Here is a 23,992-nt window from a genome sequence, read left to right as displayed (position 1 = left end):
GCCCTCGACGGACGGCCGTGCCATCATTCGCCCCATGAGCACGGTCTCCCCGGAACCGACCCCCGGCTCGGTCGTGGCCCACATCCGGGCCGGCATGCCCGCGCTCACCGCCAGGGGACGGCGTATCGCCCAGGCGATCCTGGACAACCCGCTGGACGTCATCCACCTCACGGTGACCGACCTCGCCACCGCCACCGACACCTCGGTCGCCACCGTCGTGCGGTTCTGCCAGGACATCGGCCTGCGCGGCTTCGCCGACCTGAAGATTCGGCTCGCCGCCGAGACCATCCCACCCGAGCGTGGGCTCCACGAGGACGTCACCGCCGACGATCCGCCGCCCACGATCCTCGGCAAGGTCCTCACCAGCACCGCGACCGCGGTGACCGCCGCGGCGGCCACGGTCGACCCCGTCGCGTTCAGCCGGGCGGTCACCCTGGTACGAGACGCAGGCCAGCTCCTGTGCCTCGGCGTCGGCACCTCCGCGCCACTGGCCCAGGACGCCGGCTACCGCTTCAGGAGCGCCGGCCTACCCGCCGAGGCACCCGCCGACGCCCACGTCCAACACGTCACCGCCAGGCTCCTACGCCCCGGAGCCGTCTGCCTGTGCTTCAGCCACACCGGCCAGACCCGCGAGACCCTCGGCTCCGTCGGCGCCGCCCGCGAGGCGGGCGCGACCACCATCGCGATCACCAGCTTCTTCAACTCACCCCTCACCGAGCTGGTCGACGTCGCCCTCGTCGCGGGCTCCCGCGAAACCGACTACCGCATGGAGGCCATCACCAGCCGTATCGCCCACATCGCCGTCCTCGACGCCCTGTACGTCGCGGTCTATCTCGCCGACCTCGACCGGGCCAAGGCCGCCCAGCAGCTCGCCGCCGACGCCCTCACCGACCACCGCATCTAGCGCCGTTCCGTAGGCCCACGCTCACTCGGGGAACGGTGCCAGCCGCACGAGCAGCGGAAATCCGACGGTGCGGGTGAGATGGCGCGCGCGACCCTCGGGGACGGCAGCCGACTCGCTCGCCCAGTACGTCCGCAGGCGTCGCTTGAAGTCGTGGCGCGGGTAGCGGGTGAGCAGCGAGTCGACCCAGCCGGCGCTCAGCTCGTCGATGCGGGTCCCCGTGACATCGACGAACGCGCCCCCGGAGACGACGCCGCCCGGGTGGGACAGGTCCTCGTTCTGGCCTCCGGTGAGGTGCCCGCCGATCGCGGCGCCGATCGTCGCCGCGCGGTCCACCGGCTCGCCGTGGTCGAGCGCGAACCGCTCGGCCCGCTCGCCGCCGACCACCGCGAAGCATCGGGCCGGGGTGGGGTCGCCCAGATTGAGGTCGTGCAGCAGGCAGGCGACGTAGCACAGCTCCTCGTCGACGGCGGCGCCGTCGATCGCGGCCAGCGAGAGACCGAACAGGTAGGTGCGGTAACAGTGCGCGAGTACGTCCGCCGAGCAGGTCTCCCTTGCCTCTTCCTCCGCCGCGCGGGCAAGCTTCGAGTCCGGCCACCGCAGCGCGTCCAGATCGACCCCGCCGCTGCCCCGCCGTCCCACCGCCAGGCGAGCCCGGGTGGCGGAATAGGCGACCGCGGTCCGCAGCAGCGGAGTGAGCAGTTGACGGCGCTGGCGGCGGCTCAGCGCGCCACCGGTCGCTACCGCCCAGGACCAGTCCATTCCTTCAGGTGCACCCATGATCGAACCCAACCATCTCGGCCGCTGACCTGGTGAGTGGCCGGAAAGACAGGTTTACCGACTTTTCAGCCATACTCAGCCCATAGCCGCGTTCCGGATCCGCACACTCGCCCTCGACGGGGTGGTCACGTTCGAGGTCGGCTGCACCGTCCAGACCTTCGCCCCGGGCCTCGACGCCCAACCGGCGGGTTTCGAGCTACTCGTGTGTGGCGAACGGCCCGGCGTGGTCCGCACGGCGGACGGGCTCGGGCTGGTGGTCGACCACGGGCTGGCGGCACTCGCCGACGCGGACCTGATCGTGGTGCCCGCCCGCTATCCCCATGACCGGCCGCCAGGCGACGCCGTGGTGGACGCGCTGCGCGCCGCTCGGTCATCGGGTGCGACGGTGGCGAGCATCTGCCTCGGCGCGTTCGTCCTGGCCTACGCGGGGCTGCTCGACGACCGGCCGGCCACGACCCACTGGGCCTACAGTGGGCAGCTCGCCGGCCTGTTCCCCCGGGTACGCGTACGGGAGCGGGAGCTGTACATCGACGACGGCGACATCGTCACCTCGGCCGGGCTCGCCGCGGGCCTGGACATGTGCCTGCACCTAGTGCGCCGCGAGCTGGGCGCGGCGGCCGCCGCCAGGATCGCCTCGTGGAACGTCGTGGCCCCGCACCGCGACGGCGGTCAGGCCCAGTTCATCCCGCAGACGGTGCCGTCGGTCCCTGACGGCACACTCGCACCGCTGCTCGAGTGGGCGCTGGGCCACCTGCACGAACCCTTGCCCGTCACCCGGCTCGCACGCCATGCGCGGGTCAGCGAGCGGACCCTGGCTCGACAGTTCCGGGCTCAGCTCGGCGTCAGCGCCACGCAGTGGATCCTCTCGCAACGCGTGGCCCGCGCCCGAGAGCTGCTGGAGACCGGCGACGCCTCCCTCGACCGGATCGCACGGCTCACCGGCTTCCCCAACGCCGAGGCGCTCCGCAAGCACGTCCGCCGTCACACCGCGGTCACCCCGTCCACCTATCGACGTGCGTTCCGGGAGCGTCATCGGTGACACTGCTCCGGAGCGCGGTCCGCACGACACCCGGAGGTCCGATCGATGGGAAACCCGACGACAGGCGTGGTGTTCCGGCCGCAGGAGCCTCCCGAGCGGCTGCGCGCCGTGGTAGCGGCGGCCGAGTCCGCCGGGATCGCCGAGCTGTGGCTGTGGGAGGACTGCTTCCTGGAAGGCGGTCTCACGTCCGCGACGGCCGCCCTCGCCTGGTCCGATCGACTGCGCGTCGGGGTCGGGCTGCTACCGGTTCCGTTGCGGAACCCCGCGCTCACCGCGATGGAGATCGCCACGCTGGCGCGGCTGTTCCCGGGCCGGTTCATGCCCACTCTCGGTCACGGTGTCAGCGACTGGATGGGACAGGTCGGCGGCCGCGTCCGGTCGCCGATGACGCTCCTCGCCGAGTACGCGGGCGCGGTCCGGGATCTGCTGCACGGTGAGACCGTGCGGACGGCCGGCACCTACATCCAGCTGGAGGACGTCGCGCTCGACTGGCCGCCGCGCGAGGTCCCACCACTGCTGATCGGGGGCCGAGGACCCCGGACCATCCGGTGCGCGGGCGAGCTCGCCGACGGTGTGCTGCTCGATGCGGTGGTGGACGTGGCCGGCGTCCGCGCGGCACGGGCGACGGTCGACGAGGCCCGACGTGCGGCCGGACGTCCCGGTCGCTCGACCGTCGTGGTGTTCGTCGAGGTCGACCCGCGCAGCGCGGACCAGGTCCGTGACAGCGTCGAGGAGTTCGCTGCGGCCGGGGCCGACACCGTCATCCTCCAGGGCACCGAGGAGCACCCCGAGCCCGAGGCCATCATCACCGCCCTGTCCTGAACCGACTTCCATGATCACCACCGCACGAGCGCTGTTCTCCCGCTGCGGTACAGCCTTCAGACGGTGGTGATCACGGAACTGGCGCTAGAGCACGGCGAGATCCACCGGGAGATGCGGAGCCACATTGCGCATGGCACGCGCCACGTACTCCTCTTTCTCACCCACCGGTGCGACGTAGTGCAGCGCGTCCTCAGCTTCGCTCCTGCCGACGAGCCTGCTGATCAGCCATGCCGCGAGGTAATGCGACGCGAGGCAGCCACCGGCCGTCGCGACGTTCTCCCTGGCGTAGAACGGCTGGTTCAACACCTCGACGCCCGCCGCCACGACCCACGGTTTGGTCGTCAGGTCGGTGCACGCGGGCACGTCGCCGAGCAGCCCGAGCTTGGCGAGGACCAGGGTTCCGGAACACTGGGCGGCCAGGAGCTGACGCTCGGGATCGAGAGTGCGCAGGACGCCCATTATCGCGCTGTCCTCGACGACCTCACGGGTCCGGGAACCGCTGCCCACGATGACCGCGTCCGCGGCGCACGCGTCCTCGAGTCCCGCCATCGAATGGATCACCACCCCGTTCATCGACCGAACGGTCGGGGTCGGGCTCGCGATCGACACCCGCCAGCCGGGCCGCTGCACACGGTTGAGCACCCCGAGAGCGATCAGCGAGTCGAGTTCGTTGTAGCCCTCGAACGTCAGGATGGCGATGTGCATTGTCGAGCTCCTTCGAGTCAGCGGTTCGCGCCATCAGATTAGGACGCTCCTTCAGGACAATCGAATAATTGTCATGGATACAATCGCGCTGTGGGTTTTCCCCGGTACAAGAGTCTCGTCGACGCACTCGCGCGGGAGATTCGCTCGGGACGGAGGCTCCCGGGCTCACGGCTGCCGACCCACCGCCAGCTCGCGGCCTCGGAGGGCATCGCGCTGGTGACCGCGTCGCGGGTCTACGCCGAGCTCGAGGCCATGGGGTTGGTGAGCGGCGAGCAGGGACGTGGCACCTTCGTACGCGACGCGGCGCTGCCGCCGGGCCACGGGATCGACCAACAGTCCGTGGCAGCGGACACCGTCGACCTCAACTTCAACTATCCCTCGGTCCCCGGCCAGACGGGCCTGCTGCGGCGTGCCTTGCGGGAGCTCGCGGCCGAGGGCGATCTCGAAGCGCTGCTGCACTACCAGCCACACCGGGGTCGGCCGCAGGACCGGGCGGCGGTCGCCAGGCACCTCCGGTCCCGGGGGCTCACGCCGAGCGCGGACCAGATTCTGATGGTCAACGGTGCGCAGCAGGGTCTCGCGGTCACGATCATGGCGACGCTCGCGCACGGGGACCTCGTCGCGGTCGACGCACTGAGCTACCCGGGCTTCAAGATCCTCGCGCACACACTCGGTCTCGAACTCGCTCCGCTATCGGTGACGCCGTCGGGGCCGGACCTCGATGCGCTGGACGAGCTGTGCGCCCGTCGGCCGGTCCGCGCGCTCTACGCGATGCCCACGCTGCACAACCCGCTGGGCTGGGTGATGGACGGCGCCGCACGCGACGACCTGATCACGATCGCCCGCCGGCACGACCTGCGCATCATCGAGGACGCCTCGTACGCCTACCTCGCCGAGGACGCCCCCTCTCCGCTGGCGGCGCTGGCCCCGGAGATCACCACCTACGTCTCCGGTCTGTCCAAGAACCTCGCCACCGGCCTTCGGGTCGGCTTCGTCGCGGCTCCCCCGGCCCAGGTCCCCTCCATCGAGCGCGCCATCCGGGCCACGACCTGGAACACCCCGGCGATCACCACGTCGATCGCGTGCCGGTGGCTCGACGACGGCACCGTGGAGCGGCTCGAGCGTGACAAACGTGCCGATGCCCGGCGACGGCAGTCAGTGGCGCGCGAGGTCCTCGACGGGCTCGGGTACGTCGGTCACCCATCGTCCTACTTCCTCTGGCTGCCCCTGGCGCCGGACGCACGCGCGGATCGCACCGTCGCCGCGCTGGCCCGGCGACACATCTCCGTCTCGACCGCCGAACCCTTCGCCACCTCGGCGCACCCGCCACAGGCGCTGCGACTCGCGCTCGGGTCGGTGAATCTCACGGAGCTGCGGGACACGCTGGAGACGGTGCGGCACGTGATCGAGGACGACGCTCGACTCTGATCAGCGTTCGGAGCCGACCTCGATGCCGGTGAGCGACGTGCGGGCGGAGATCTCGATCCAGTTCCCGTCCGGGTCGGCGACGAACCCGAAGCGGGCGACACCGGCGAAACTGATCGCCGCCCTGGCGATCCGGCCGCCACGCCGCACGATCGCCGCCATCTCGGTGTCGGCGTCGAAGACCTGCACCGTCAGGTACCGAAACCCGGGGCCGATCACGTCGTCGGCTTCGGACCCACTCGCGCCCTCGACCACGGTCAGCAGCGACTCCCCGCAGCGGACCGTGTCCCGCGCTACCGGCTCGAACTCCAGCGCGTCGGTGTAGAAGCCCAGCAGCCGGTCGGGATCCGAGCTGGCCAAGGTGACGCCGATGCCGGTCACGCCGTCGGTGCCCGGCGGTACCAGTGCGACCCGGTCACCTCCGGGATGCGAGCCGGTCCACGGTTCGGTCCGTCCCTGGACCGCCACCGCGAGCCCGGTGATGCCGGACGGCGGCCGGAACGGGACGCCCTCGGCGAGGTGGTTGACCTTCACCACCGATCCATGCGCGTCGAACCGGTGCTGCACCCAGCCGCGTTCGAGGGTCAGCTCGTGATCCAGCCGCAGCCCGGCCCGCCCACCCCAGAACTCCCGTTGCGCCTCGATGTCGTCGGTGAACAGGCCGATGTCCAGCCGGGGTTTAGCCAGTCGCACGTCTCACCCCAGCAGCTCGAGCGCGCCCGTGTCGAGCACGTGGTAGGCGGCGTCGCAGATCATCCGCATCAACATCTGGTCCCCGCGTTCGGTGCGTTTGACCAGCAGCGTGGCACCCATGCCCACGGTGAGCGCGGCGAAGGTGTAGTGACGGTAGTCGTCGTGGAACTCCGCGTACGGATATCCGGTCACGCCGAGTGACTGCAGGTCGTCGTGGTAGTGGCGCAGCAGCTCGGGCTCCCGGGCCCGCCGGGTCTCTCGGTCCAGTGCCCCGCCGAGGAAGTAGGCGGCGTCCATGCCCGCCTCCAGGAAGCTGACCGTCTGCCAGTCGACCAGCGCGACCCGTCCGCCACCGTCGGGCAGGAGCATGTTGTCCGGGCGGAAGTCGTTGTGCGTCAGGCAGCGCGGCCGGCCCCGGCGACGGTTCCAACGCTCGTGCCCGGCGACGTAGCGGGCACACACCTCGACGACCTCGGCAGGCAGCCGGCCGTCGTAGGTGTCGCACACGTGCTTCCATGAGCGCTCCACCAGCTCGGTGGTGTAGAAGCCCTGGGCGCCCTCCGGGACGTAGACCCAGTCACGCTCGGCCAGGCCGGCGTCGTCCCAGTACGCCGCGTGCAGCAGCGCGGCCTCGGACAGGCCTCGACGCACCTCGTCGAGGGTGCAGCCGTCGAGCTGGTTGCCAGCCCGGGCCGGCGCGAGGTCCTCCAGCAGCAGCAGGAACCGCCCCTGGTCGTTGATCTCGGCGGCGTACACCTTCGGCGTCCGGATACCCGCTCCCTCGGCCAGCTCCCGGTAGAACATCACCTCGGAGCGGTAGATGCCGAGCGTGTGCCCCGTCTCGGCGGCCACGTCGTTGTCCGAGGTGAACTTGCCGATCAGCGCGGCGGGCGCGCCGGGAGGGGGACCGCCCGCGTAGCGGAGGGTGAACCGCCGGGTCTCCGCCAGCTGTCCGGTCCCGACCGGTTCGCGGTCGACACCGGCGACGGTCGCGTCGATACCTCGGCCTCGCAGGAGCTCGGTGAACCAGTCCGCTTCGAGCTCGGTCGGGGTCAGGATCGATGTCGTCATCTCGGGCCCCTCATCCGACCAGCGCGGAGGTGCTCGACAGGTCGAAGCCGTGATAACCGCCCTCGACCACGTCGGCGCAGATCTGCCGGTAGGCGGGAGCCCCACCGAGGTAGAGCATCGGGGAGATCGGTTTACCCGGGATGTTCGCGCCCATGTACCACGAGCGGGCCCGGGGGAACAGCGAGGTCTGCGCCATCTCCTCTACCGTGCGCACCCATCCGCTCTCGGCATCGCTGGTCGCCTCGATGGTGTCCAGGCCATGGTCGAGGGTGTGTTTGATCGCGTCGGAGGCGAACTCGACGTGGTCCTCGATGGCCGACGGGTTGTTGTACAGGGCGACCGCGCTCTGCGGCCCGGTGATCATGAAGAAGTTGGGGAAGCCCTGGGCCGCGATGCCCAGATAGGTCCGGGGCCCATCCGCCCACTTCTCCCGCAGGGACAGTCCGCCCCGACCCACCACCCCCATGTCCAGCAGCGCGCCGGTGAACGCGTCGAAGCCCATCGCGGAGACGATCACGTCGAGCTCGTGGTCCGTGCCCCCGACCCGGATGCCGGTCTCGGTGACCCGCTCGATCGGGGCCGAGCGCACATCGACCAGGGTCACGTTGTCCCGGTTGAAGGTCTCGTAGTAGTTCGTCTCCATCGGCACCCGCTTGGTGCCGTACGGATGATCCGTCGGGCTGAGCAGCTCCGCCACCGCGGGATCCTCCACCCGCTCGGCGATGCGGTCACGGACGTACTGCGCGAGCGTCTCGTTCGACTCGGGATCGAACAGGAGATCCTGGTAGCTGGAGATCAGCAGGTGGAAGCCACCGCGCTGGTAGTAGTGGTCGTAGACCTCGCGGCGCTCCTCCTCGGATGCCCCCTTCGCGGACGGCCGGGCGGGATCCGCGGTGATGCCCATGAAGTTCTGCCGCGCGGCGGTACGGATATCCCGGTAGTTCGCCACCACCTCGTCGTACTCGTCGTCGGTGAGCGGCCGGTTGCGTAGCGGGCTCGCGTAGTTCGGTGTGCGCTGGAAGACCGTGAGGTGCTCGACCTCGCCCGCGATGACCGGGATGAGCTGAATGCCCGATGCGCCGGTGCCGATCACACCGACCCGCTTGCCCCGCAGGTCGGCTCCCTCGTGCGGCCATCGGTGGGTCGCGTACACCTCGCCCCGGAAGTCCTCCATGCCGGGGAACTCCGGCTTCTTCGGCAGCGACACGTTCCCGGCCCCCGACATGACGAACCTGGCCGTCGTGACCGCGCCGTCGTCGGTGCCCACACGCCAGTGCACGGCATCGTCGTCCCAGACGATCGAGGTGATCCGGGTCCGGAAGCGCATGCTGCGGCGCACGTCGAACCTGTCCGCCACGTGGTTGAGGTACGCCAGGATCTCCGGCTGCGCGGCGTAGCGCTCGCTCCAGCGCCATTCCCGCTGCAGCTCCTCGGAGAACGAGTACGAGTAGTGGACGCTCTCGATGTCGCAGCGGGCGCCCGGATACTGGTTCCAGTACCAGGTACCGCCCACGTCGCCGGCGCTGTCGAACGCCAGCACACTCAACCCCAGCTGGTCGCGCAGCCGGTGCACCGCGTAGATCCCCACGTACCCGGCACCGACGATCACCACATCGACATCTGTGTCCCGCGTCATAGCCCCTAGTCTGCGGTCGGTGGGCCGTCGCCAGGTCATACCGATCGGGTATACCCGCGGACCGGCCGCGAGTGCGCCATCGCCGGGGCGGCCTCGGGCACGAGCGCGACCATCTCGGCCGTCACCGCTCGCGCGATGTCGACGAACGACCGGATCTCCGGCTGCCGAGCCGATGCCCGGTAACCGACACCCACCACGCTGCGGGGTGCATCCGTGAGCCGGACCGCCCGGATGGTCGGAGCGCCAAGGCCACCGAGCCGCCATCCGCTCAACGCCATCGGACTCACCGTGCCGTGTTTCAGCACGTCCATGCAGTACCCGATGAGACCGAGCTCCTCGGTCGGAATGCCCGCCTGCTCGGTCCGCAGTCCCGCGAAGCTCCAGAACGCACGCCAGGCCTCCGGCGCCCGGACCACTTCCAGCAGCCGCTCGCCGCCGAGCGCGTCCAGCGACACCTCGGGCAGCTCGGCGAGTAGGTGTTCCGGGCTGACCACCAGCACCGTCGGCTCGGTGAACAGGGGTTCCATGACCAGGTCGTCGTGCTCGTAGGGCGCCCGGACCAGTGCGAGGTCCACCCCGCGATGGAGCACCTCGTCGAACTGCCCGGCGAAGTCCAGCTCCCGTACCCGAAGGTCCAGCTCCGGGTGGGCCGTCCGGAAGGCCTGCAGTATCGGACCGGTCAACTCCCCGGCCGACGCCTGACCGGAGGTGAGGCCCACGGTGAACACCGCGCGACCACGAGCCCCGCTGCGCCGTGTCTCGTCACGAGCCTCCGCCATGCACCGCAGCACCCGCTGAGCCTGGACGAACAGCGTGTGTCCCGCGACCGTCAGCTCGATGCCCCCGTGGGAGCGCTCCAGCAGCGGCGCGCCGACGTCGCGCTCCAGCTTCCTGAGCGCGACCGACACCGCCGGCTGGGCCACCATCGCCCGCCGGGCGCCCGCACTGATGCTGCCTTCCTCGGCCACCAGCACGAAGTACTCGAGCGTCCGCACGTCCATGTGCCGCCCCCTTTGGCGAGCCAGCGTATCGCCGAGCCCACCCGCACGCCCAACACCGCGCACCCCGCGTCCACACCGCACCCTGTGCACACCGCGCGGCGTCGCCGGAACGTGCGCGGTGTGGACGGCCGCTAGCCGAGCTTGAGCGAGATCCTCCGTGCCGCCTCGGCCACGAGTGAGCCCCAGTGCGGGAGCAGCCGAGGCCGGTAGCGGGAGTCCGGCATCGAGATGCAGATCCCGGCAACCGGCAGTCCGCTCCGATCGAGGACGGCGGCACCGATAGCAGCGACCTGCGGACGGTAGCGCTGCAGGTTCACCGCGTACCCCCGGGTCCGGATCGCGGTGAGTTCGGCGCGCAGCTCCTCGGGGTCGACGACCGTCGTCGGCGAGTACACCTCGAGGTCGCTCGCGAGCAGCGCGTCGACCTCCGCCCCTGGCAGGTGAGCCAGGACCGACAGCCCCGTCGACGTCGCGTGGCTCGGGGTGCGCGTCCCGAGCTCGTTGAACGTGCGGACCGGCTGGGTCGAGTCCATCCGCTCGACGAGCACCATCCAGGCCGTCCCGTCGGGCACTGCGAGATGGATCGTCTCGTTCGTCTCGTCCCGCAGCTCCTGCATGGGGCCCAGCGCGGCCTCGCGCAGGGTCGTCTCGTGCGCGCCCGCCCTGGCGATCCGGCGCGCGGCCGGACCGAGCGTCCACCGGGTGAGCTCACCGGGCACGTGCTCCAGCCAACCGGCTTCGGCCAGTGTCATCAGGCTGCGCTGCACGGTGCTCTTCGGCAGGTCGAGAGCGCGCGCGAGATCGGCGACACCCACCGGCTGCCGGGTCGCCACCGCCTCCAGCACCTGCAGGCTGCGCAACACGCTCTGCACGCTCACCACCGCATCCTTCCAGCCCGCCGATCACCGCCGGGACCGAGGCGGCCGGTCACGGGCCATTGACATCGACGGCGTGCGCGGCGCACAGTGGCTATGCCATCCAACAGCATGCATGCCGCTATGCGGCACGAAATTGGTGGACAGATGACTGGCTCAGACACGATTCCCGGGCTCCTTGCCCACTCCCCTTCCGACGGCGAGGCAGAGCTCCGCCTGGCTTCGGAGATCGCCGGGCTCACCGCCGATCGCATCGGACCGGCCGCGCTCGCGGTGGCCGCGCAGTGTGTGCTCGACGGTCTGGGCGTGGCGATCGCCGCGGTGGACGAACCGGCGGTGCGCATCGTGCGCGCCGTGACGCTGGCCGAGGACGCGACCGGAGCAGCGACCCTCCTCGGTCACGGTGCACGAACCGGCGCTCGTGGCGCGGCGCTGGTCAACGGCACCGCCGCGCACGCACTGGACTACGACGACGTGCTCGCGGTCATGGGCGGCCATCCGACCGTGCCCGTTCTCCCCGTCGCGCTGGCACTGGCCGAGGAGCTGGACGCGAGCGGCCTCGAGCTGCTGGTGGCGATGGTCGCCGGTATCGAGACCGAGGCCAGGGTCGGTGCCGCGCTCGGGAGGGCGCACTACACCCGTGGGTTCCACAACACGGCCACGGCGGGCACCCTCGGCGCGGCCGCTGCCGCGGCGTCGCTGCTGAACCTGACCGACGCGCAGGTCCGGACGGCGCTCGCGATCGCCGCGACCAGCGCGTCCGGGCTCAAGGCCAACTTCGGCACGATGACCAAGCCGCTGCACGCCGGGCAGGCGGCCGCAGCGGGTCTGCTCGCCGCACGGCTGGCCGAGGCGGGTCTCACGGCGTCGGACGCCGGGCTCACCGAACGGCGCGGAATGCTGCCGGTGCTGTCCGACGCACCCGATCCCGAGGCGCTCGCGGTGCCGTTCGGCCGGCCGTGGCACGTCGAGTCGGTGCTGTTCAAGTTCCATGCCGCCTGCTACCTCACGCACGCGACGATCGACGCCGCGCTACAGCTGCGGACGGCGGGGTTGGACCCCCGGGCCATCGAGGCCGTCGACCTGCTCGTGCCGCCCGGCCACCTCGCGGTGTGCGCGATCCCGAGCCCCCGTACCGGTCTGGAGGGCAAGTTCAGCCTGCGGTTCACCACCGCGCTCGCGCTCCACACCGGCGCCACCGACGAGTCGCGCTTCACCGACGCCGCCGCGCGGGATCCCCAGCTCGTCGCGCTGCGCGACACGGTCAGTGTCCACACCTCCGAAGAGATCGCCCAGTACGCGGGCCGGGTCGACGTCCGGACCCGCGACGGACGCACGCTGCGGGCCGAGGGGGATGTGAGCACACCGCGCTCCCCCGACGAGCAGGCGCCCGCGTTGCACCGGAAGTTCGTCGGGCTCGTCGAGCCGGTCCTCGGCACCGACGCCACCGGACGGCTGCGCCGGCTGCTCACCGACCTCCCCGGCCTCCGCTCGGTCCGTGAGCTGGCCCGAGCCACCGTTCCCGACGAGGAAAGGACCACCAGATGAGCCTCGATGCCTCCCCCCGGGCAGCGGACCGGGCGGTGCCCCGACTCTGGCCGAAAGGGCACTGTTTCGAGGACTTCACCGTGGGCGGGGTGTACACCCACCACTGGGGGCGCACGCTGCTCGAGTCGGACAACAGCACGTTCTCGTCGCTGACCCTGAGCTACCACCCCACCTACCTGAACCGGCCCTACGCGAAGGCGATGGGCCACGACGACCTCGTGGTCAACCCGATGCTGGTCTTCCTGACCGTCTTCGGGATGAGTGTCGAGGACCTGAGCGAGGCCGGGGGCGCGTTCCTCGGCGTCGACGACCTCGTCCACCACCGTCCGGTCCTGGTCGGCGAGACCGTCACCGCGCGCAGCACGGTCGTCGCGGTGAAGGACTCCGCGAGCCGCCCGCACCAGGGCATCGTCACCTGGCGCACCGAGGGGTTCGCCGAGGACGGCGACCCGGTCATCACCTTCGTCCGTACGAACCTCATCGCCCGCCGCACACCTGTGGAGGCCCCGTGACCACGACCGAAGACCGCCGGACCACAACCGCTCCGGGTCCCTATCTCACCGAGGACCGCCGCCAGTTCCAGGCGCTGGCCAGGGAGTTCACCATGCGGGAGGTGCTGCCCGTCGCCAACGAGCTCGACCCGGTGGCCGGCGAGATCCCGATGGCGCTGCGGGACAAGATGAGTGACCTCGGCTTCTTCGGGATCATGATCCCCGAGGAGTACGGCGGGCTCGGGCTCGGTTCCTTCGAGTACTGCGTCGCGGCCGAGGAGCTGGCCAGGGGCTGGATGAGCGTCGCCAGCATCATGGCAAGAGGCAACAAGATCATGGCCGGCTGGGACGAGGAGCGGCGTCGCCGGCTGCTGCCCGAGGTGGCGGCCGGGCGATACCTGGGGTCGATGGCACTGTCCGAACCCGAGGCGGGCTCCGACGTCGCCAACATCTCCTGCCGCGCCCGCCGTGATGGCGACGAGTGGGTCGTCACCGGCCAGAAGATGTGGTGCACGTTCGCCGACGGTGCCGACTACATCCTGCTGTTCGCCCGCACCGGCGAGCAGGTGGACCCGGCGCGGCGCCACCGGGGCATCAGCGCGTTCATGATCGACAAGGAGCGGGGGACGCTTCCCGACGGAGTCCACGGAACCAAGATCCGAAAGATCGGCTACCGGGGTTGGAATACCTGGGAGCTGTCCTTCGACGGCCTGCGGCTGCCCGCCGACGCGCTCGTCGGTGAGGAGGGCCGCGGCTTCTACATGGCGCTGCAGAATCTGGAAGTCGCCCGCCTGCATACCGCGGCGCGCGCCATCGGGCTCGCGCGGGGCGCGCTGGAGGACTCGATCGCCTACGCCGCCGAACGCGCCCAGTTCGGGCACCCGATCGGCGAGTTCCAGGCCGTCCGGTTCAAGATCGCCTGGATGGCGAGCCAGATCGAGTCGGCCCGGTCACTGATGTACGAGGTCTGCTCGCGCTTCGACGCGGGCGAGAAGTGCGGGACCGAAGCCTCGATGGCGAAGTTCGTGGCCAGCGAGATGGCCGAACGAGTCACCAGCGAGGGGCTGCAGATCCATGGCGGCGCCGGGTACACGACCGACCACGCGGTCGAGCGCTACTGGCGCGACGCGCGGCTCACGAAAATCTTCGAGGGCACCTCCGAGATCCAGCTGCGGATCATCTCCGATGCGCTCATGGGGCGGTCGTGATGGGCGATCTCTCGGCGCTGACCGCGACGGACAACTACTTCGAGAACTTCGTGCCCGGTGACCGGTTCCGGCATGCCAGGGGCAAGACCGTCACAGAGATGGACAACGTCCTGATCACCAACCTGGTCATGAACACCGCGCAGGGCCACTTCAACGAGGACCTGATGGCCGACAGGGAGTTCGGCAGGCGGATCGTCTTCGGCGGGATCACCGCCTCGATGGTGGTCGGCCTCGCCTCGCAGGACACCGCGGAGAACGCACTGGCCGAGCTGGGGATGACCGCCGTGCGTTTCCGGAGCCCGGTCTTCCACGGCGACACGCTCTACGCGACGACCGAGGTCGTCGCGGTCGAGGACTCGGACCGGCCGGACGCCGGTGTGGTGACGTTCGACCACACCGGCCACAACCAGGACGGCACCGTGGTGTTCACCGGCAGACGCCGGGTGCTGCTCAAGCGCGCCTCCCACTGGGCGTCGCGGTGACGCCCGGACCGGCGAGGACCGGTGGCGCCCCGCTGGCCGGCGTCCGGGTCCTCGACCTGACCAGGGCGCTGGCCGGTCCGTTCGTCACGATGCTGCTCGCCGACCTCGGCGCCGACGTGATCAAGGTCGAGCCGCCGGAGGGTGACATCACCAGGGCCCAGGGTCCGTTCCACCCCAGCGACGAGCTGCACGCCTACGGCGGCTACTTCGCCAGCATCAACCGCAACAAGCGTGGTGTCGTGCTCGATCTACGTACCGAGGCCGGGCGCAAGGTGGTGCGCGACCTCGCGTCCAGGTCGGACGTGCTCGTCGAGAACTTCCGGTCGGGGGTGCTGGACCGGCTCGGGCTGAGCTACGAGGAGCTGTCCCAGGTCAACCCGCGCCTCGTGTACGCCGCGCTGCGCGGGTTCGGTGACCCGCGCACCGGCGCCAGCCCGTACGCCGCGCGCCCCGCCTACGACGTCGTGGCGCAGGCGATGGGCGGGTTGATGGCGATCACCGGACAGCCCGAGGGGCCACCCACCAAGGTCGGTCCCGGCGTCGGCGACATCCTGCCCGCCGCGTTCACCACGGTCGGGATTCTGGCGGCACTGCGCCAGGCCGAGGCGACCGGGCGCGGGGACTTCGTCGACGTCGCCATGTACGACGCCGTGCTGGCGCTGTGCGAACGCGTCGTCTATCAGCACTCCTACCTCGGTGCCGTCCCCGGGCGGGAAGGCAACGAGCACCCGCTGCTGTGCCCGTTCGGCCTGTACCGGGTGGCGGACGGCTGGGTCGCCGTCGCCGCTCCCGGCGACCGGCACTGGGAGCTGCTGTGCAAGGCGATGGACCGGCCCGACCTCGTCACCGACGAGCGGCTGCACACCAACGTGGCGCGGGTGCGGCACCGAGAGCTGGTGCGCGAGCTGTTCGAGGACTGGTCCTCGACCCGGACCATGAGCGAGGTCGAGCGGCTGCTGGCACACAACGTCCCGGTCGCGCCGGTCAACACGATCGACCGGATCGTCACGGACCCGCACGTGCTGGCCCGCGACATGCTGCTCGAACTCGACCATCCCGGTGTCGCCGAACCGCTCGCCGTCGCGGGCATGCCGATCAAGTTCGCCTCGGGCAAGGGCGTGCCGGCCCGGCGGGCCCCATTGTTCGGCGAGCACACCGACGCCGTGCTCGCCGAGCTCGGTTACGCCGACGCCGAGGTCGCGGCGCTGCGCGCCCAGCGGGTCGTCGCCTGACCCCCCGTACCCGTTCAGTGACCCCAGAGGAGAGGAGAAGCCGTGCGGCTTCGCCGAAGTGAGCTGTCCACGCCAGGTAGCAGCGAGAAGATGCTGGCGAAGGCCGCGAGCAGTGCCGCGGACCTGGTGTTCTGCGACCTGGAGGACTCCGTCGCCCCGTCCGCCAAGGCGGACGCCAGGGGCAAGGTCGTGCACGCACTGACCCAGCACGACTGGACACCGGCCACCCGTGCGGTGCGGATCAACAGCCTCGACACGGCCTGGGCGCACCGCGACATCCTGGAGATCGTCGAGGGCGCCCGCGAAGCACTCGACGTGATCATCGTGCCCAAGGTGCTCGCGGCCAGGGACGTCTGGTGGGTCGACCGGCTGCTCACCCAGCTCGAGGAGGAGCTGGGCATGACCAAACGGATCGGCATCGAGGTGCTGATCGAGGAGGTCGAGGCCCTGATCGACGTCGAGGCCATCGCCACCGCCAGCCCCCGCCTCGAGGCGCTGATCTTCGGTCCCGGCGACTTCTCGGCATCACAGGGTGTCCGTTCGAGCGCGGTCGGCGGCACCGACGGCTACCCAGGCGACATCTGGCACTACGCCCGGAACAAGATCGTCGTCGCGGCGCGCGCGGCGAAGATCGACGCCGTCGACGGCCCGTTCGCCGCCTTCGGCAACCCGGCCGGCTACCGGCGCCAGTGCGAGCTGTCCGGCGTACTCGGATTCGTCGGGAAGTGGGCCATCCACCCCTCCCAGATCGAGCTGGCCAACGACGCCTACTCCCCCTCGCCCGAGGACGTCGAGCGCGCGCGACGGCTGGAGAAGGCCTACGCGGAAGCCGAGCGCCAGGGCCTCGGCGCGGTCGCGGTCGACGGCGACATGGTCGACGTCGCGTCCATCCGAATCCTGCGCAACACGATCGCGAAAGCGGACCTGATCGGCATGTAGCGACGCAGCGATGCGCCAGCGAAAGGGACATACAATGACGTATCCCGTTACAGGCGCCGGCCGTGCCGCCGGTTCCGCATCCGCCCGCCTCGACCGGCTCCCGCTCACCACCCGCACCCACCGGGTCTGGGCCGGGCTGCTCTGCGCGGTCTTCCTGTTCGAGCTCGCCGACCTCAACACCTTCGCCTACGTCGCGCCCGCCCTCCACGCCCATTGGGGGGTGAGCGTCAGCGGGATCGGGCTGATCACCTCGGCGGCGTTCGGCGGAATGTTCATCGGGGCACTGACCGGCGGCCGGATCGCCGACCGCTTCGGCCGCAAATGGACGCTCATCGGGTCGGCCGCCGCCTACTCGCTGTGCTCGCTGGCCAGCGCGTTCTCCCCGAACCTCACCACACTCGGGGTGCTGCGCATCCTGACCGGCGTCGGGCTGGAGGCGATGACGGTCGTCGGCCTCATCTACGTCGCCGAGATGTTCCCGGCGGCCCGGCGAGGCCGCTACCAGTCGCTCATCCTCGGCGTCGGGTTGCTCGGCATCCCGATGATGTCCTGGTTCGCCCGGTTCGTGGTGCCGACGGGCGTCGACGGATGGCGGTGGGTGTTCGTGCTCGGCGCGGTCGGGCTGGTGGCGGCACTCGCCATGGTCCGGCTGCTGCCGGAGTCCGTCCGCTGGCTCGACGCGCACGGCCGCCACACCGAGGCCGAACGCGTGGTGGCCGGGCTGGAGAACGAGGCGCGAGCCACGACTGGCGCGTTGCTGCCGCCTCCGCAGGCGCCGCCGTCGACATCCGAGCCCGCGCGGCTGCGCGAGCTGTTCGTCGGCAGCCTGCGTTCCCGCACCCTGCTCCTCGCCGCGGTCTGGATCTTCGGGATCCTCGGCTTCTACGGCTTCAACGCCTGGGTACCGACGCTGCTCGCGGCCAAGGGCTACGACGTCGTCGAGAGCCTGACCTACACCGCCGTGTTGTCCATCGGAGCCGTACCCGGTGCGCTGCTGGCGTGGCCGTTCATCGACCGGTGGGAACGCAAGTACACGATCCTGGTGATCGAGATCGCCGTCGCGGCGCTGGTGCTCGTCTACGGGTTCGTCGGCAACGTCCCGGTCATCCTGCTGAGCGGTTTCCTCGTCACGCTCCTGCTGCAGATGCAGACCGCCTTCCTGTACACCTACACGCCTGAGGTGTTCCCGACCCGGCTTCGCGGGATCGGCACCGGCTTCACCAACGGGATCGGACGCCTGGCCGGTGCGGGCGGCGGGATCCTGGTCGCAGCCGTCTACCAGGGGTGGGGCTACACGTCCGTGTTCGTCTACGTCGCGGTCTGCATGGTGCTGGTCGGCCTGCTGCTCGCCGTGTTCGGCGTCCGCACCACCGGACGGGCGCTGGAAACGATCACGCGTCCGGACCGGACAGCGTCATGACGGCCGCCTCACGCCCGGAGGTTCGCGGTGGCCAGCGCCGCGTTGAGCTCGAAACCGTCCTCAGGCGTGCCGGGAAATGACGGCACGGCGTCCTGCACCCGCCGCAGGATGCGCGCGGCCGCGGCGTCGGCCCGGCCGAGCAGGTCCGGCAGGTCGTGGTCGATCAGACGTCCGTCGCGCTTGACGAACCGACCTGCCACCAGCACGTCGCGCACGTCGGCGGGCGTCGTCTGGAACACCATCGTCCCAGCCGCATCCAGGGCGGGGTGCTGTCCGATCCCCGGGCCACCGACCACGATCAGGTCGGCCTGCTTGCCCGGGGAGATGCTTCCGATGCGCTCGCTCATGCCCAGGGCGTCCGCGGCGTTGACCGTCGACCATTCCAGGGCCTGCGCGGCGGTCGTGGTGACCACGCGGGGATCACGGCCCCGCAGGTTCAGTGCCTCGGTCTCCGCCCACCGGGTGAACCCGAGGCCTTGACGAATCTGGCTGACCAGGTCGCCGGAGTTGAGCGACACCACGTCGCAGGACAGTGTCGGCAGCACCCCGTGGGCGGCGCAGGCACCGAACACCGGCCGGCCCATGCCCATGTTGAGCTCGGTCTCGACCGAGATCGACACCTTGGCACCGGACGCCGCCAGCACCGTCCACTGGGCGTCGGTCAGCGTGTTGCAGTGGATGTGCACCTGGTCCGGTCCGAGAAGGCCGGCGGTGGCAAGCTCGTCGAAACCGGACGGCATGCCCCAGACACAGGCCATGTGCGTGGCGATCAACGCTTCTCGTCGCCGGGCGACCTCGATCTCCGCGCGCGTGTGGGAGAAGGGCACCACTCCCAGCTCGGTGAGGGCGACGCCGAGCGTCAGAAGGCCCCCGTCGGCCGCGAAGTACGCGTCGGCGATGCGCTCGAAGTCCGCGACCCGCTGCTCGTGAGCGGCGAAGTGAGGCGGGGCAAGGGGGTTGCTCTCGAAGAACCCGTAACAGAACGCGGCGCGGATCCCGGCATCACGCAGGCCGGTGACGGCGGCATCGGCGTGGTCGGGGGTGTTGTTGCAGTGTGAGAAGTCCAGGATCGTGGTGACCCCGGCGTCGAGGGCCTCGACTGCGCCGAGCCGATTGCCCAGATGGACGTCCTCGGCGGTGTAGGCCGGAGACACGGCCAGGCGGACGCCGTAGAAGTAGTCGGCCAGCGTCCAGTCCGTGCACAGCCCCCGCACCAGCGACTGCCAGGTGTGCCGATGTGTGTCGATCATGCCCGGCGCGACGATCCGCCCGCGCACGTCCACCACCTCGGCGTCGACGACCGGCAGGGACGTACCGACGGCGGCGATGCGCTCACCCTCCAGCAGCACGTCACCGGTCGGCAGCGTGCCGAGCGCCGGGTCCATCGTCAGTACGTGTCCGCCGGTCAGGAGAGTTCGTCGCTTCATCGCCGCACCTGTCTGTCTCGAAGTCGGGAGCACGACACAGTCCAGCAGCGAGGGCCGGTGGGATCATCGACCAGATCGGACATGATGGTGGGCGACGGGCGACCGATAGCTACCGTCGCGGGGAAGGAGGGAAGGGGCCCATGGAGATCCGCAGATGGCGCTTCGCCGTAACTCTGTCCCAGGAACTGCACTTCGGCCGCGCCGCCCGCCGCCATTTCCTGGCCGAGTCCCACTTCGGCCGCGAGATCCGGAAACTCGAGTCCGAGATCGGTCAGACGCTGTTCGAGCGGACCAGTCGCCGTGTCCGGCTCACCCCGGCCGGTTCGGCGCTGATCGACGAGGCCGTCACGGTCATCGAGGCGTTCGACCATCTGTCCACCCGGCGGCGTCCGGACCACGAGCCGGCCGGAACGATACGGATGGGTGTCCTGGGCTTCGGCCTCGCCGACCTCTGGGACCAGTACCACCTCGGGGTGAGCACCGCCCATCCCGACCTGCGGATCCAGTTCGTCGAGCTGGACATGCGCGACCAGTACCGCGCTGTACTCACCGGCCGCGTCGACGTCGCCGTCGTCCAGCGCTTCGGTCCCGTCCAGGGCCTGGACCTGGTCACCGTCTTCCGCACACCGAGCGTGGCCGTCGTTCGGTCCGACTCCCCCTGGGCCGAGGCCACCCACCTCACCGATGCCGACTTCCAGGGAGCCTCCTGGCTACCGGTGGCCGACGCACGGTTCACGGCATGGGCCGGCCGCGACCACGCCGAGAACACCGCGCTGACCCCCGCGGTGCATTCGCCCTCGGCGATCCCCGCCGCCGTCGCCGCCACCGGGCTCCCCAGCCTGCACGCGGCGCCGGCTCAGTGGTTCTACCCCCACCCGGGCGTCCGGTTCCGGCCCATCGACGGCCCGACCTGCGACGTCGCCATCGCGACCCGGGCAGGTGACGACCGCGAGCTGGTCGACACCTTCCGCCGGGTGGCCCGCGACCTGGCCCCGGCGCACACCAAGATCACCACCGCCTGAGGGCTGTCTGTCGGCTCGAATTCAGCCCTCAGGCGGTGGTGATCTTGGAATGGCTACGGCTGGGTGTGGAAGGCCAGCCCGGCCTTGTCACAGCCGATCATGCCGCTGCCCTGTGCTCCGGTGTCCGCCATGCACCGCCACCCGGCGACCGTCAGCACGTGCGCTGTGCCCTCGCTCCTGGTCGGTGCCTGCGCGAAGTACTCACTGATGACGTTGATGGCTTCGGTGCATCCCACCGTGCCGGCCTTCGTCGCCTCGGCGACCAGGCCGACCTTGCCGTTCGGTGCGTCGATCTTGCCGCAGTCGACCGCCTTCCCGACGCCCTGGGATTTCACCGCGGCGCTCGCGCTGCCGTAGCCGCCCACCAGGGCAACCGCCACGCACACCGAACCCGCGATCATCCACCGCGATGCTGACATCCTCACGCCTCGGTCCCCTCATCCAGCTGATCTCTGTCCTACGCGGGCACCGTAATGGTTGCCGTACGCAACCGCAGGGCGTCGGAGACCTGAGCGACCCCGATCGTGAATAGTGGACGGATGGACAGGCGGGAGTTGGTCGTGGACGGGCACCTGGTGGTGGTGCACGTGCGGCAGTCGTCCCGAGCGCGGACGGTGCGGCTCGTCGTCGCGCCGGGGCGCCCACCAGAGGTCGTGGTGCCGGCGCGTACCCGGCAGCGGGTGGTCGACGAGTTCCTGCGCTCCAAGCAGCGCTGGCTGTCCGGCAAGCTGGCCGCGCTCAGGGCGCGGGCGCAGCGGCCGGGCGTCCTGCCGCCGCGGCCGGGGATGGTCTGGCTGGCCGGTGATCCGGTACCTCTCGTGCACGACCCGGCGGGCCGGGGCACGACCGCGATGCGCGACGGGCGACTGGTGGTCAGTGGTGGCGTCGCGGATGCCGGCGCCTCGATGGACCGGTGGTACCGACGGGAGGCTCGTCGCCGGATCACCGACGCGGCCGACCTGATCGCTCCGCGTCTGGGCGTGCAGGTGGCCGCGATCAGCGTGCGCGATCAACGGACCCGGTGGGGTTCGTGCTCGCGCAACGGTCGGTTGTCGTTCTCCTGGCGGCTCGTGCTGGCTCCGCCTCCGGTCCTGAGCTACGTCGTGCTGCACGAGCTGTGCCATCTGCGGGAGTTCAACCACTCACGGGCCTTCTGGCAGCTGGTCGAGTCGATCCGTCCCGACTGGCGCGACACGGCGGCCTGGCTGCGCGAGCACGGCCACGAGCTGCACTCCTACGCGCCGGAGCACGCCCTGCCAACCACGGGGACCGCCGAGAGGCGCCGCTAACGCGCGTCGACCGTCCTCGCACAGCTTCGTGTCGTGTCGCAGACGCTGCAGCGTCTGCGACACGACATCGGGGTCTGCGAGGTGGGGTTCGAGAGCCGTCAGCCGGCCTCTGCCGCAGCGGCCCGGCCGCTGCCGAAGGCCGTCCAGTCGACCGGCGCTCCGGGCGGGCCCCAGACGACCAGGACCTTCGCCGGGCCGCTGCCCGTGTTGCGGAAGTCATGCGGAACGCCGGCCGGCGCCAGCACCGCGTCGCCCGGTCCGAGGCTGTGACGGACGCCGGACACGGTCATCTCGGCACTCCCCTGCAGGAGCAGGTACAGCTCGTCCAGCGGCTGGTCCGAGCGGTGGGTGTGCTCACCCTCCCAGCCACCCGGAGGAAACTCCCAGGTCTGGAACGCGACAGGCAGCCGGGACTCCTCCCGGAAGTACCACTGCATCCGCACCGGGCTCCCACCGTGCAGCACGTGCTCGAACGCCCCGACCCCCGCGCCTTCATACGCCACAGCGACCTCCTTCACCGCACCAAGATGACCTCGCACACCGCACAACAGGTGCGCAGTGCATCGAAGGTATGCGAAGTCGCCGAAGCGCGGGTCAGGTGAAGACCGCGTCGTGAAAGGTGATCTCGGCGTCCAGCATGCCGGTGAACCAGGCGTCGAGGTGGTCGTCGGGGACCGTGGGTGGGATCTGGTCGACCTGATCGGCCAAGCGGGCCACGCCCGCGCGGAAGGGTGGGGCTGTGTGCAGGGCGACCCAGTCGCCGATCGGGCCGGGCGGTACCGTCCCGGTCGCGTGCGCGCGCGTGCACCAGGTCAGGTACAGGGTTTCCGCCGCGAACAACGCGGTCATGGCGGCGGGGTAACCGCCGGTCTCGACCGCCCCGAGGATGAAGTCGGACAGCCGGTCCGCACCCGCCCCCGGCCGAGCCGGAACCGGCCAGCGCGCCCTGGCGTCGCGGAAGTAGTCGATCTGTTCGGTGACCAGGGCGTGCACCGCGAGGCCGTTGCGGTGCACGGCATCCCACGAGGGCGCGGCCCACACCGCGTAGCCGTGCACCCGCGCGGCGGTGACGACGAACGCCTCCTCGATCCGCAGGTAGTCGGCGAAGGCCTGGTCGCCGATCGTTCCCTCGGTGACCTCCCTGACGAACCGCATGTCCAGCGCCCGGTCCAGGTCCGCCGCGTGCGTCTCGAGCAACCGGACGGATCGGCTCACCTCAACGCTCATCCGGCCAGCCACTCGACCAGCCCACCGAAGACCCGGGGGTAGCCGTCCCAGTGCTCGCAGAACGCCTCCGGCGCCCAGTGCGGTGAGCAGTCCGAAGTGAAGACAGCCGTCCGTCCGGCCCCGCGCTGGGCCACCGCGACCAACGGGTCCGCGCCGATGCGAGCCAGGACCGAGGACTCCGGGCGAGGCCTCACCCGGTTGTAGCCGAGCAGCGCCGGCCAGTCCCCGGCCACTCCACCCAGTGCCGGATGATCCGCGTCGAGGACCTCGGCGCGGGTGCCGGCCGGTAGCTCCACCCGATCGTCCTCCGCCAGCAACTCCACAGGTAGCACGTCGTGCAGCACGGTGTTGCGGTACGCGGCCTTGCCCTCGAAGCCGGTGAACGACAGGTAGCCGCCGATCATCAGCAGCCCGCCACCGGCGTCGACCCAGTCGCGCAGCGCGCCGAGCCGGTCGGCTCCCGGGATCGCCTTCTCGAACACCGAGGGCGCGAGCTGGACGGAGTTGGCCCCGATGTCGGACAGCACCACGACGTCGTAGGCGGACAGCTCACCCTCCGACGACGGGAACCGCGCCGGCACCAGGTGCGCGGGCAGGTGCTCCACCTGGTGCCCCCGGCTCTCCAGGGCACGCCGCAGTGGCTCGACGCCCACCACATAGCTGCTGGTGGTGAAGGTGTCGACGCCCTTGATGTGGGTGGACTGGGTCACCCAGCTCTCACCGGCGACCAGGACACGACTCATCAGGGTTCTCCTTCTG

25 protein-coding genes are annotated in these 23,992 nt (G+C 70.6%); 13 read left to right on the top strand and 12 right to left on the bottom strand.

All coding sequences use genetic code 11. From position 1 onward, the window contains the following. The first annotated feature begins 34 nt into the window (after positions 1-34). Positions 35-904 carry a MurR/RpiR family transcriptional regulator gene (locus tag G406_RS0128270; protein WP_028936371.1) on the top strand — a complete coding sequence of 290 codons (870 nt, stop codon included), beginning with the start codon at positions 35-37 and terminating at the stop codon, positions 902-904. A 21-nt stretch (positions 905-925) separates the two neighbouring features. On the opposite strand, the gene G406_RS0128265 is transcribed toward G406_RS0128270, so the two are convergent. After that, complete coding sequence (locus tag G406_RS0128265; RefSeq protein ID WP_028936370.1) at positions 926-1,681, bottom strand: HD domain-containing protein; 756 nt, start codon at positions 1,679-1,681, stop codon at positions 926-928. 82 nt (positions 1,682-1,763) lie between these two features. Here G406_RS0128265 and G406_RS0128260 point away from each other — a divergent pair, with 82 nt between their 5' ends. Both G406_RS0128260 and G406_RS0128255 read left to right on the top strand, forming a co-directional pair. Beyond that, positions 1,764-2,720, top strand: coding sequence for a helix-turn-helix domain-containing protein (locus G406_RS0128260; RefSeq protein ID WP_051342784.1), 957 nt, complete (start codon positions 1,764-1,766; stop codon positions 2,718-2,720). Between the two features lie 45 nt (positions 2,721-2,765). After that, positions 2,766-3,542: an LLM class flavin-dependent oxidoreductase gene (locus tag G406_RS0128255; RefSeq protein ID WP_028936368.1), complete on the top strand. Its 777-nt coding sequence runs from the start codon at positions 2,766-2,768 to the stop codon at positions 3,540-3,542. A gap of 84 nt (positions 3,543-3,626) precedes the next feature. On the opposite strand, the gene G406_RS0128250 is transcribed toward G406_RS0128255, so the two are convergent. Beyond that, entirely contained in the window at positions 3,627-4,247 is a 621-nt protein-coding gene (locus G406_RS0128250) for a DJ-1/PfpI family protein (RefSeq protein WP_028936367.1), read from the bottom strand. 90 nt (positions 4,248-4,337) lie between these two features. On the opposite strand from G406_RS0128250, the gene G406_RS0128245 reads away from it, so the two are divergent. Beyond that, a complete protein-coding gene (locus G406_RS0128245) occupies positions 4,338-5,675 on the top strand; it encodes an aminotransferase-like domain-containing protein (protein ID WP_028936366.1) in 1,338 nt (445 codons plus the stop codon). Here G406_RS0128245 and G406_RS0128240 read toward each other — a convergent pair whose 3' ends face one another. The 5 genes from G406_RS0128240 to G406_RS0128220 form a co-directional block, all read right to left on the bottom strand. After that, positions 5,676-6,365: a VOC family protein gene (locus G406_RS0128240; protein ID WP_028936365.1), complete on the bottom strand. Its 690-nt coding sequence runs from the start codon at positions 6,363-6,365 to the stop codon at positions 5,676-5,678. A gap of 3 nt (positions 6,366-6,368) precedes the next feature. Beyond that, positions 6,369-7,436: a phosphotransferase gene (locus G406_RS0128235; RefSeq protein WP_028936364.1), complete on the bottom strand. Its 1,068-nt coding sequence runs from the start codon at positions 7,434-7,436 to the stop codon at positions 6,369-6,371. Between the two features lie 10 nt (positions 7,437-7,446). Then, the gene (locus G406_RS0128230; protein WP_028936363.1) at positions 7,447-9,072 is read right to left on the bottom strand and encodes a flavin-containing monooxygenase; all 1,626 of its coding nucleotides are present in this window, start codon (positions 9,070-9,072) and stop codon (positions 7,447-7,449) included. A gap of 35 nt (positions 9,073-9,107) precedes the next feature. Continuing rightward, complete coding sequence (locus G406_RS54640; protein ID WP_051342783.1) at positions 9,108-10,073, bottom strand: LysR family transcriptional regulator; 966 nt, start codon at positions 10,071-10,073, stop codon at positions 9,108-9,110. Positions 10,074-10,204: 131 nt separating this feature from the next. After that, on the bottom strand, positions 10,205-10,951 hold the full coding sequence (locus tag G406_RS0128220; protein ID WP_211241268.1) for an IclR family transcriptional regulator: 747 nt from the start codon (positions 10,949-10,951) through the stop codon (positions 10,205-10,207). A gap of 144 nt (positions 10,952-11,095) precedes the next feature. On the opposite strand from G406_RS0128220, the gene G406_RS50460 reads away from it, so the two are divergent. The 7 genes from G406_RS50460 to G406_RS50455 are packed head-to-tail and all read left to right on the top strand — an operon-like array spanning position 11,096 to position 18,268. Then, positions 11,096-12,496, top strand: a complete 1,401-nt coding sequence (locus tag G406_RS50460) for an MmgE/PrpD family protein (RefSeq protein ID WP_051342782.1) — start codon at positions 11,096-11,098, stop codon at positions 12,494-12,496. Further along, complete coding sequence (locus G406_RS0128210) at positions 12,493-13,008, top strand: MaoC family dehydratase (RefSeq protein WP_037078563.1); 516 nt, start codon at positions 12,493-12,495, stop codon at positions 13,006-13,008. The genes G406_RS50460 and G406_RS0128210 overlap by 4 nt, the downstream gene beginning before the upstream one ends. Next, positions 13,005-14,195 (top strand): acyl-CoA dehydrogenase family protein, encoded by a 1,191-nt coding sequence (locus G406_RS0128205; protein ID WP_028936360.1) that lies wholly within the window; start codon positions 13,005-13,007, stop codon positions 14,193-14,195. The genes G406_RS0128210 and G406_RS0128205 overlap by 4 nt, the downstream gene beginning before the upstream one ends. Next, on the top strand, positions 14,195-14,677 hold the full coding sequence (locus tag G406_RS0128200; RefSeq protein ID WP_028936359.1) for a MaoC family dehydratase: 483 nt from the start codon (positions 14,195-14,197) through the stop codon (positions 14,675-14,677). Before G406_RS0128205 ends, G406_RS0128200 begins: the two co-directional genes overlap by 1 nt. Next, positions 14,674-15,909, top strand: a complete 1,236-nt coding sequence (locus tag G406_RS0128195; RefSeq protein WP_028936358.1) for a CaiB/BaiF CoA transferase family protein — start codon at positions 14,674-14,676, stop codon at positions 15,907-15,909. The genes G406_RS0128200 and G406_RS0128195 overlap by 4 nt, the downstream gene beginning before the upstream one ends. Positions 15,910-15,951: 42 nt before the next feature. After that, positions 15,952-16,848, top strand: coding sequence for an HpcH/HpaI aldolase/citrate lyase family protein (locus tag G406_RS0128190; RefSeq protein WP_028936357.1), 897 nt, complete (start codon positions 15,952-15,954; stop codon positions 16,846-16,848). 34 nt (positions 16,849-16,882) lie between these two features. Next, positions 16,883-18,268 carry an MFS transporter gene (locus G406_RS50455; protein ID WP_064743046.1) on the top strand — a complete coding sequence of 462 codons (1,386 nt, stop codon included), beginning with the start codon at positions 16,883-16,885 and terminating at the stop codon, positions 18,266-18,268. Positions 18,269-18,276: 8 nt separating this feature from the next. On the opposite strand, the gene G406_RS50450 is transcribed toward G406_RS50455, so the two are convergent. After that, positions 18,277-19,695: an amidohydrolase family protein gene (locus tag G406_RS50450; RefSeq protein ID WP_051342781.1), complete on the bottom strand. Its 1,419-nt coding sequence runs from the start codon at positions 19,693-19,695 to the stop codon at positions 18,277-18,279. Positions 19,696-19,835: 140 nt separating this feature from the next. Between G406_RS50450 and G406_RS0128175 the strand changes: the two genes are divergently transcribed. After that, on the top strand, positions 19,836-20,717 hold the full coding sequence (locus G406_RS0128175; RefSeq protein ID WP_028936356.1) for a LysR family transcriptional regulator: 882 nt from the start codon (positions 19,836-19,838) through the stop codon (positions 20,715-20,717). A gap of 53 nt (positions 20,718-20,770) precedes the next feature. On the opposite strand, the gene G406_RS50445 is transcribed toward G406_RS0128175, so the two are convergent. Continuing rightward, positions 20,771-21,136, bottom strand: a complete 366-nt coding sequence (locus G406_RS50445) for a hypothetical protein (protein WP_156935201.1) — start codon at positions 21,134-21,136, stop codon at positions 20,771-20,773. Positions 21,137-21,256: 120 nt separating this feature from the next. On the opposite strand from G406_RS50445, the gene G406_RS50440 reads away from it, so the two are divergent. Beyond that, entirely contained in the window at positions 21,257-22,006 is a 750-nt protein-coding gene (locus tag G406_RS50440; protein WP_051342779.1) for a M48 family metallopeptidase, read from the top strand. A gap of 98 nt (positions 22,007-22,104) precedes the next feature. Here the strand turns inward: G406_RS50440 and G406_RS0128160 are convergent, their stop codons facing one another. The 3 genes from G406_RS0128160 to G406_RS0128150 form a co-directional block, all read right to left on the bottom strand. Next, entirely contained in the window at positions 22,105-22,509 is a 405-nt protein-coding gene (locus tag G406_RS0128160; RefSeq protein ID WP_028936355.1) for a cupin domain-containing protein, read from the bottom strand. A 91-nt stretch (positions 22,510-22,600) separates the two neighbouring features. Then, positions 22,601-23,221 (bottom strand): TenA family protein, encoded by a 621-nt coding sequence (locus G406_RS0128155; protein ID WP_028936354.1) that lies wholly within the window; start codon positions 23,219-23,221, stop codon positions 22,601-22,603. Between the two features lie 8 nt (positions 23,222-23,229). Then, positions 23,230-23,976 (bottom strand): glutamine amidotransferase, encoded by a 747-nt coding sequence (locus tag G406_RS0128150; protein ID WP_028936353.1) that lies wholly within the window; start codon positions 23,974-23,976, stop codon positions 23,230-23,232. Positions 23,977-23,992: the final 16 nt, after the last annotated feature.

The organism is Actinospineispora spinosispora DSM 44797 (assembly GCF_000429025.1).
Taxonomy (GTDB): Bacteria; Actinomycetota; Actinomycetes; order Mycobacteriales; family Pseudonocardiaceae; genus Pseudonocardia; species Pseudonocardia spinosispora.
Note: the sequence above shows the minus strand (reverse complement) of the source record. Positions and strands in the feature narration are given on the sequence as shown.